The sequence below is a fragment of the Brevundimonas sp. genome (genome assembly GCF_023259385.1).
In the GTDB taxonomy this organism is placed as follows: Bacteria; Pseudomonadota; Alphaproteobacteria; order Caulobacterales; family Caulobacteraceae; genus Brevundimonas.
In genome coordinates this window covers 1-7,915 of sequence record NZ_JAHFPF010000169.1, presented here as the reverse complement: position 1 = coordinate 7,915, position 7,915 = coordinate 1, and the positions used below count along the sequence as shown (strand labels likewise).

Below are 7,915 nucleotides of genomic sequence, written 5' to 3'. Positions count from 1 at the left end.
TAGTCGCCGGCGGTCAGCAGGCCGGCCTGCGGAGGACGCGGCTGGGCCGGGCGGGTGCCGCGGTCGGGCAGGGCGACGGGCGTGGGCGCGGCGATCCGGGCGTCGTCGACGTATCCGACCCCAGCCTCGCCTTCGCGGCGGACGCGGCTGCCGGTCACCACGACGTCGTCGACCGAGGTCGCCTCCTCGCCGACCACGGCGGGGCGTGACGGCGCGGGCGGAGGAGGCGGCGCCACGGCGGGGGGCGGGGCCATGGCCGGCCCGCCGGCGGTGCTGCAGCCGATGACGGTGATCGCCGTGGACGCCAGCAGGATCGCGACGGCGCTCCTCGCGACGATGGACCTGATGCGCATGACGACACTCCTTCACTGAACAACACGTGAGCCCAGTCACACATGCCGGCGGCGCGATGAAAACTGACGAAAGGCGCCGGGACCTGATGCGTGCGACGGAATGTGATCGGCGTCCATCCGGCGCGCACGGTTTTGTCCGGAACCGTACGACGGGCGAGGTGTTGCGCTCCCGAATCCCTTGCCACGCTGGAGTGTTTTCATGTCCGTCGAGCGCAAACCGGGAGGCCTCGCCGGGGGCCTGATCACGGCCCTCGGGGTCATTTTCGCCCTCATCGGCCTGACCCTGACCATCGGCGGGGGCTGGCTGATCGGACTGGGCGGCTCCTGGTACTACCTGCTCGCGGGACTGGGACTGCTGGCCAGCGGGGTCCTGCTGATCCGGCGGAGCAGGCTGGGCGCCTTCATCTATATCGGCGTCTTCGTTCTGACGGTGCTCTGGGCGCTGTGGGAGGTCGGGATCGACGGCTGGGGCCTGGTGCCGCGGGTGATCGCCCCCGCCGTGCTGCTGGCCCTCGTGCTGACGGCGCTTCCGGCCCTGTGGCCCGGACGGGGCAAGGTCTGGGCCGCCGGCGGCGCGGTCGGCCTGGTGGCCCTGCTGATGATCGGCGGCGTCGCCTCGGCCAATGCGGCCAGGATCAATGTGCAGTCCGAGCTTCCCGCCGCGCGGGCCGTCGCCTCCAGCGATCCGGACGCCATCCCGGTGGGCGCCGACTGGCCGGCCTTCGGCGGCAGCTACCACGCCCAGCGCTATTCGCCCCTCACCCAGATCACGCCCGAGAACGTCGGGCGGCTGGAGCGGGTGTGGAGCCTGCACACCGGCGACCTGCCCGGCGACCGGCCCGGCGCGCAGAACAAATACGCCTCCGAGAACACGCCGCTGAAGGTCGGGAACACCCTCTACATCTGCACCGGCAAGAACATGGTGCTGGCCGTGGACGCCGCGACCGGACGCAACATCTGGAAGCACGACCCGCAGGTCAGCGACGACAACATCCCTTATACGGCGGCCTGCCGGGGCGTGAGCTACTACGTCGTGCCGAACGCGGCCCCGGCCGATCCCTGCGCGACGCGGATCATCTGGGGCACGCTGGACGCCCGCCTGATCGCCGTGGACGCCCGCACCGGCCAACGCTGCGCCGGCTTCGGCCGGAACGGCCAGGTCGATACGTCCGAGCACATGGGCAAGCTGATCCCGGGCATGGTCTCGATCACCTCGGCCCCGACCATCGTGCGCGGCGTCGTCGTGACCGGGCACCAGATCCTGGACGGCCAGTACCGCCAAGCGCCGTCGGGCGTGATCAAGGGCTTCGACGCCGTCACCGGCCAGCTGCGCTGGGCCTGGGACATGATGCGACCGGACATCGCCACCACCCCGCCGGAAGGCCAGATCTACACCCTGGGCACGCCGAACATGTGGACCACGGCCTCGGGCGACGAGCGGCTGGGGCTGGTCTATCTGCCGCTGGGCTCGACCGCCGCCGACTATGTCAGCGCCGACCGCACCGGACCGCAGCTGGACTACGCCACCTCGCTGGTCGCGCTGGACGTGACGACCGGCAAGCCGCGCTGGAATTTCCAGACCGTGCACCACGACGTCTGGGACTACGACCTGGGCTCGCAGGCGACGCTGGTGGACTTCCCCACGGCGGCGGGCGCGGTCCCGGCGGTCGTGCTGCCGTCCAAGCAGGGCGACATCTACGTGCTGAACCGGGCCACCGGCCAGCCGCTCACGCCGGTGAACAACATCACCGTGCCCCGTGGCGGCGTGGAGCCGCAGATGCGGACCCCGACCCAGCGGACCAGCGGCTATCACACCCTGCGCCGCGAGCACGACCTGAACGAGCGCCAGATGTGGGGCATGTCGCCGATCGACCAGATGATCTGCCGCATCCAGTTCCGCAGCGCCGCCTATGAGGGCTTCTACACCCCGCCGACGGCCGACCGGCGCTACATCCAGTATCCGGGCTACAACGGCGGCTCGGACTGGGGCGGCGTCGCCGTCGATCCGGCGCGCGGCGTCATCGTCGCCAACTACAACGACATGCCCAACTACAACCGGCTGGTGCCCCGCGCCGAGGCGGACCGGCGCGGCTGGGTCCCGCGCGGCGAACCGAACGCCCGCAAGGGCGGGGCCGAGGGGGCGGGCGACCCCCAGGCGGGCGCCCCCTATGCGATCAGCGTCAACGCCGGCTGGCGGATGCCCTTCACCGGCCTGCTGTGCAAGGAGCCCCCGTATGGCGGCATCCGCGCCATCGACCTGCGCACGGGCCGGACCATCTGGGACCGTCCGCTCGGCCAGGCGACCAAGAACGGGCCGTTCGGCATCCCGTCCATGCTGCCCATCGAGATCGGCACCCCCAACAACGGCGGCGCGGTCGTCACGGCGGGCGGCGTCATCTTCGTGGCGGCGGCGACGGACGACCTGATCCGCGCCATCGACCTGAAGACCGGCAAGACCCTGTGGACCGACAAGCTGCCGGGCGGCGGTCAGGCGGGGCCGATGGTCTATGAGGTCGGCGGCCGCCAGTTCCTGGTCATCGCGCCGGGCGGGCACCACTTCATGGAGACCCCGGTGTCAGACGAAGTGATCGCCTACGCGCTGCCGCGAGGCGCGTAAGGGTTCAAACGACGCGCCCGAGGGCGTAGGGACGGGGACATGAACGCTCATGTCCCCGTTTCCGCATCCGCCACCGAAGCAGCCGACAGCTGGACCGTCGCCGGCCGGACCTTCAACAGCCGCCTGATCGTCGGCACCGGCAAGTACAAGACCTGTCAGGAGAACGCCGCCGCCGCCGAGGCTGCGGGCGCCGAGATCGTCACCGTGGCCGTGCGCCGGGTGAACCTGACCGATCCGAACCAGCCGATGCTGGTCGACTATGTGAAGCCCGACCGCTTCACCTTCCTGCCCAACACCGCCGGCTGCTTCACCGGCGAGGACGCGGTGCGGACCCTGCGGCTGGCGCGCGAGGCCGGGGGCTGGGACCTGGTCAAGCTGGAGGTGCTGAGCGACACCGCCCACCTGTATCCGGACATGATCGAGACCCTGCGGGCGCTGGACCTGCTGGTGAAGGACGGCTTCCAGGTCATGGTCTACTGCACCGACGACGTGGTCATGGCCCGGCGGCTGGAGGAGGCGGGGGCCGCCGCCATCATGCCCGCCGCCGCCCCGATCGGCTCGGGCCTGGGCATCCAGAACCGGGTCAACGTCCGCCTGATCGTCGAGCAGGCCAAGGTCCCGGTCCTGGTCGATGCGGGCGTGGGCACGCCGTCCGACGCCGTCCTGGCCATGGAGCTGGGCTGCGACGCCGTGCTGATGAACACCGCCATCGCCGGCGCCGGCGATCCGATCCTGATGGCGTCGGCGATGAAGCACGCCGTGATCGCCGGGCGGCAGGGGTATCTGGCCGGGCGCATGCCGCGCCGGATGTATGCGAGCCCGAGCTCGCCGCTGTCAGGGCTGATCTAGGCTGCGCGATCTGTCCTCCCCATCGCCTTGAAACGGGCGATGGAGAGGTGAGCTCTTGTCCCTACGTCCAATCCTGACGCACCGCCGTGCCATCCTTCCGGCCATGGCTCGCGACCTGCTCATCCCGAAAGACCGCCCTCCGGACATGCGGGCGATCCATCGCTTCGCCGTGGCCCAGGCGGCCGCCGCCCGCCGTCAGCGCCGCGCCCGCGCCGCCCGTGACTGGGGCCGCGTCGTCAGGAAAGCCCTGCGCGCCCTGCGCTTCGCCGCCCGCATCGAGGCCGGACGGGTGCACGACGATCCGCCCTCTTCGCACCCGCTTTTTTCCGATGCGCCGGAAAAAATTCGGGAGACGCTCGCTCCGGCCTCCGCGCCCCATCCTGACCGCCGTCGGACCTTCCGCGAGGGGCGAAGGCGACGATGAAGCGGCGTTTGAACCGTCATAGTGATCGCCATCGTCATTCCGGCCCCGCGCATCAAACGATGCGCGCCTTTCGCACGCCCTGCGTCGGGGAGTTGGCGGAATCCCCGCCGCCCGCTAGAGCATCGCTCTTCCTCCCTAGAGTTCAGAGCCATGCACGACATCCGCGCCATCCGTGACAATCCCGCCGCCTTCGTGAGCGGCTGGTCGTCGCGCGGGGTCGAGGAGGCCGACGGGCTGGTGGCCGACCTGCTGCGCCTCGACGGCGAGCTGCGCGCCGCCCAGACGACGGCGCAGGAGGGGCTGACCAAGCGCAACGCCGCGTCCAAGCTGATCGGCGCCGCCATGGCCAGGAAGGACATGGCCGAGGCCGACCGGCTAAAGGCCGAGGTCGAGGCCCTGAAGGCTGACATCGCCGCCGCCGAAGAGGTCGAGGCCAGCGTCGGCAAGGAGCTGCGCGACCTGCTGGCGGGCCTGAAGAACCTGGCCGCCGACGATGTGCCGGAGGGCGAGGACGAGGCCGGCAACGTCGAGGTCAGCCGCTGGGGTACGCCCCGCGCCGGAGGCCCGGCCAAGGATCACGCCGATCTCGGCGAGGCCCTGGGCCTGCTGGACTTCGAGGCCGCCGCCAGGATGAGCGGCTCGCGCTTCGCCGTGCTGAAGGGCCAGATGGCGCGGCTGGAACGGGCCGTCGGCCAGTTCATGCTCGACTTCCAAACGGACAAGCACGGCTATCTGGAGGTGAACCCGCCGTACCTCGTTCGCGACGAGGCGATGTTCGGAACAGGGCAGTTGCCGAAGTTCCAAGACGATCTCTTCCGGATTGGAACTGATTGGCACGAAGTTCATCGTCTCCTTCGCGAGCATCCGTATCCGCTCCAAGGTACCGAGTACCCGTTGGCTCCGAGCGCGCTTGAGTTCGAGATGGCGGTTGGCCGATATGCCAGCGAGCGCCGCTGGCTCATCCCCACCGCCGAAGTCTCCCTGACCAACCTCGTCCGCGAGCAGATCCTGCCCGAGGCCGAGCTGGCGACGCCGATCCGCATGACCGCCCTGACGCCCTGTTTCCGGGCCGAGGCGGGCTCGGCTGGACGCGACACGCGCGGCCTGATCCGCCAGCACCAGTTCCACAAGGTCGAGCTGGTCTCGATCACCCGGCCCGAGGACTCCGACGCCGAGCATGAGCGGATGGTGGGCTGCGCCGAGGCGATCCTGCAGGCGCTGGAGCTGCCGTACCGCAAGATGCTGCTGTGCAAGGGCGACATGGGCTTCTCGGCCCGCAAGACCTACGACCTGGAGGTCTGGCTGCCGTCGCAGGACACCTATCGCGAGATCAGCTCCTGCTCGAACTGCGGCGACTTCCAGGCCCGGCGCATGGACGCCCGCTTCAAGCGCGACGGCGAGAAGAAGACCGAGTTCGTCCACACCCTGAACGGCTCGGGCCTGGCGGTCGGCCGCACCCTGGTGGCGATCATGGAGAACTACCAGCAGGCCGACGGCTCGATCCGGGTCCCCGACGTGCTGGTCCCCTACATGGGCGGGCTGACGCAGGTCGGCGGGGCCTGAACACCCGGACGCTCTGGTAAGGCGGGGAGCCCCCGGCGGCGTCAGGCATTGCGCAGGGAGCGGAGCGGCGGCGTCATCAGGACGTCGCGCGGCTCCGGTCCATTGTCCGGTCTCCGCCCCCCGGAGACGCGCCACAGGAACGAACCGATGCGAACCCTCTCCCTCCTGGCCCCCGCCGCCCTGATTCTGGTCCTGGGCGCCTGCGCCTCGACGCCTGGCGGCGTCACCCCGCCGCCCGCCGGCTTCGACGCCTCGGCCACCCAGTTCGAGGGCTGGGCCCGCGTCGCCGACGGCGAGATCCGCCTCTACGCCCGCGAGCGCGACCTGACCCAGGGCTTCCCGACCGACTGCGTCAGCGCCGTCCTGCCGCGCAACGCCCAGCGCGCGGCCGCCGACCTGAACGGGGCCAAGGTCCGGCTGTTCGGCCGCACCGCCGCCTGGGCCGCCCGCGACGGCGCCCAGACGATGCAGTGGCAGGGTTCGCGCCTCGTCAACAACTGCCGCCGCGACACGGTCATCCAGGCCGACCGCGTGGAAGTCATCCAGTAGCGGGACCCCGCCGGATTTTTCGAGTGCGCCGGTCGGGTCTTCGCATTAGGTCAGACCGATCATGAGAATCCTGCTGACCAACGACGACGGAATCGAGGCCGAGGGCCTCGAATGCCTGGAACGGATCGCGCGGACCCTGTCCGATGACATCTGGGTGTGCGCGCCCGCCGTCGAGCAGTCGGGCAAGGGGCGGGGCATCACCCTGACCGAGCCGCTGCGGGTCAACCGGCTGGGCCCGCAGCGCTTCGCCGTGACGGGGACCCCGACAGACTGCGTCGTCTTGGCGGTCAACGACCTGATGCCGCAGAAGCCGGACCTGGTGCTGTCGGGCGTCAACCGCGGCCACAACGTCGGCGAGGACTGCTCCTATTCGGGCACGGTCGCCGGGGCGCTGCAGGGCATGGCCTTCGGCATCCGCTCCATCGCCCTGTCCCAGTCGCTGGAGCGCTTCCACGACGAGGTCACCGCCCACTGGGAGACGGCCGAGGCCTACGCCCCCGCCATCATCAGCCGCCTGCTGGCCCAGCCGTGGCAGGCCGGGGTGGTGATGAACCTCAACTTCCCGGCCCGCGCGCCCGAGGCCGTGGCCGAGATCGAGGTCACCCGCCAGGGCTTCCGCGACATCGGCGAGATGCATGCGGTGCGCCGCACCGACCTGCGCGGCCGCGACTACTACTGGATGAGCTTCCGGGGCACGAAGCACGACCATCCGGACGGCACCGATCTGAAGGCGATGGACGACGGCAAGATCTCGGTCACCCCCCTGCACATCGACCTGACCCACATGGCCAGCCTGCACGACCTGAAGGGCGTACTGGGCGGGGTTCCGCCCAAGACGGTCGTGGCGGCCGAATGAACCTGAAGGACGACCGCGCCGGACGCCTGATCCTCGGTCTGCGGCAGCAGGGGGTGACGGAGCCGCGCGTCCTGCAGGCGATGGAATCCATCGACCGGGCCGTCTTCGTGCACGAGAAGTTCCTCGACCAGGCCTGGGAGGACCAGGCCCTGCCGATCGACTGCGCCCAGACCATCAGCCAGCCCTTCATCGTCGGTCTGATGACCCAGGCGCTGGACGTGCAGCTGCGGCACCGGGTGCTGGAGATCGGCACCGGCAGCGGCTATCAGGCCGCGGTGCTGAGCCGGCTGGCGCGCTACGTCTATTCGGTCGAGCGCTATCGCAGCCTGCTGACCGAGGCCGAGGCGCGGCTGCGGACGCTGGACATCGACAACGTCATCACCCGCCACGGCGACGGCGGCCTGGGCTGGCCCGAACAGGCGCCCTTCGACCGGATCATGGTCACGGCCGCGGCCCCCGGCGAGCCGACCGAACTGCTGAAGCAGCTGAAGCCCGGCGGCATCCTGGTCTGCCCCGTGGGCCGCAGTTCGGTGCAGATGCTGCACCGCTACGTCGGCCAGCCCGACGGCAGCTTCCGTCGCGAAAGCCTGACCGAAGTGCGGTTCGTGCCGCTGGTCGAGGGGACGGCCAAGGAGGGGTGATTACGGCTCCGGCAAGCTTTGGTTAACCTTCCCGCCCAACTTTGGCGCGGTTTTCCGGGTCTG

7 protein-coding genes and 1 pseudogene are annotated in these 7,915 nt (G+C 70.3%); 7 read left to right on the top strand and 1 reads right to left on the bottom strand.

What is annotated here, in order from left to right:
• Positions 1–353, bottom strand: a pseudogene (locus Q0C81_RS12980) (hypothetical protein); the annotation flags it as partial.
• A gap of 199 nt (positions 354–552) precedes the next feature.
• Here Q0C81_RS12980 and Q0C81_RS12975 point away from each other — a divergent pair.
• The 7 genes from Q0C81_RS12975 (at position 553) to Q0C81_RS12945 (ending at position 7,852) form a co-directional block, all read left to right on the top strand.
• Entirely contained in the window at positions 553–2,970 is a 2,418-nt protein-coding gene (locus Q0C81_RS12975; RefSeq protein WP_291838544.1) for a membrane-bound PQQ-dependent dehydrogenase, glucose/quinate/shikimate family, read from the top strand.
• A gap of 39 nt (positions 2,971–3,009) precedes the next feature.
• Positions 3,010–3,819, top strand: coding sequence for a thiazole synthase (locus Q0C81_RS12970; RefSeq protein ID WP_291838542.1), 810 nt, complete (start codon positions 3,010–3,012; stop codon positions 3,817–3,819).
• Between the two features lie 55 nt (positions 3,820–3,874).
• Complete coding sequence (locus Q0C81_RS12965; RefSeq protein WP_291838539.1) at positions 3,875–4,243, top strand: hypothetical protein; 369 nt, start codon at positions 3,875–3,877, stop codon at positions 4,241–4,243.
• Between the two features lie 150 nt (positions 4,244–4,393).
• Positions 4,394–5,806, top strand: a complete 1,413-nt coding sequence (gene serS / locus Q0C81_RS12960) for a serine--tRNA ligase (RefSeq protein WP_291838536.1) — start codon at positions 4,394–4,396, stop codon at positions 5,804–5,806.
• A 147-nt stretch (positions 5,807–5,953) separates the two neighbouring features.
• On the top strand, positions 5,954–6,355 hold the full coding sequence (locus Q0C81_RS12955; RefSeq protein ID WP_291838534.1) for a hypothetical protein: 402 nt from the start codon (positions 5,954–5,956) through the stop codon (positions 6,353–6,355).
• 61 nt (positions 6,356–6,416) lie between these two features.
• Positions 6,417–7,211 carry a 5'/3'-nucleotidase SurE gene (gene surE / locus Q0C81_RS12950; protein ID WP_291838532.1) on the top strand — a complete coding sequence of 265 codons (795 nt, stop codon included), beginning with the start codon at positions 6,417–6,419 and terminating at the stop codon, positions 7,209–7,211.
• A complete protein-coding gene (locus Q0C81_RS12945) occupies positions 7,208–7,852 on the top strand; it encodes a protein-L-isoaspartate(D-aspartate) O-methyltransferase (protein ID WP_291838529.1) in 645 nt (214 codons plus the stop codon). The genes surE and Q0C81_RS12945 overlap by 4 nt, the downstream gene beginning before the upstream one ends.
• Positions 7,853–7,915 lie beyond the last annotated feature (63 nt).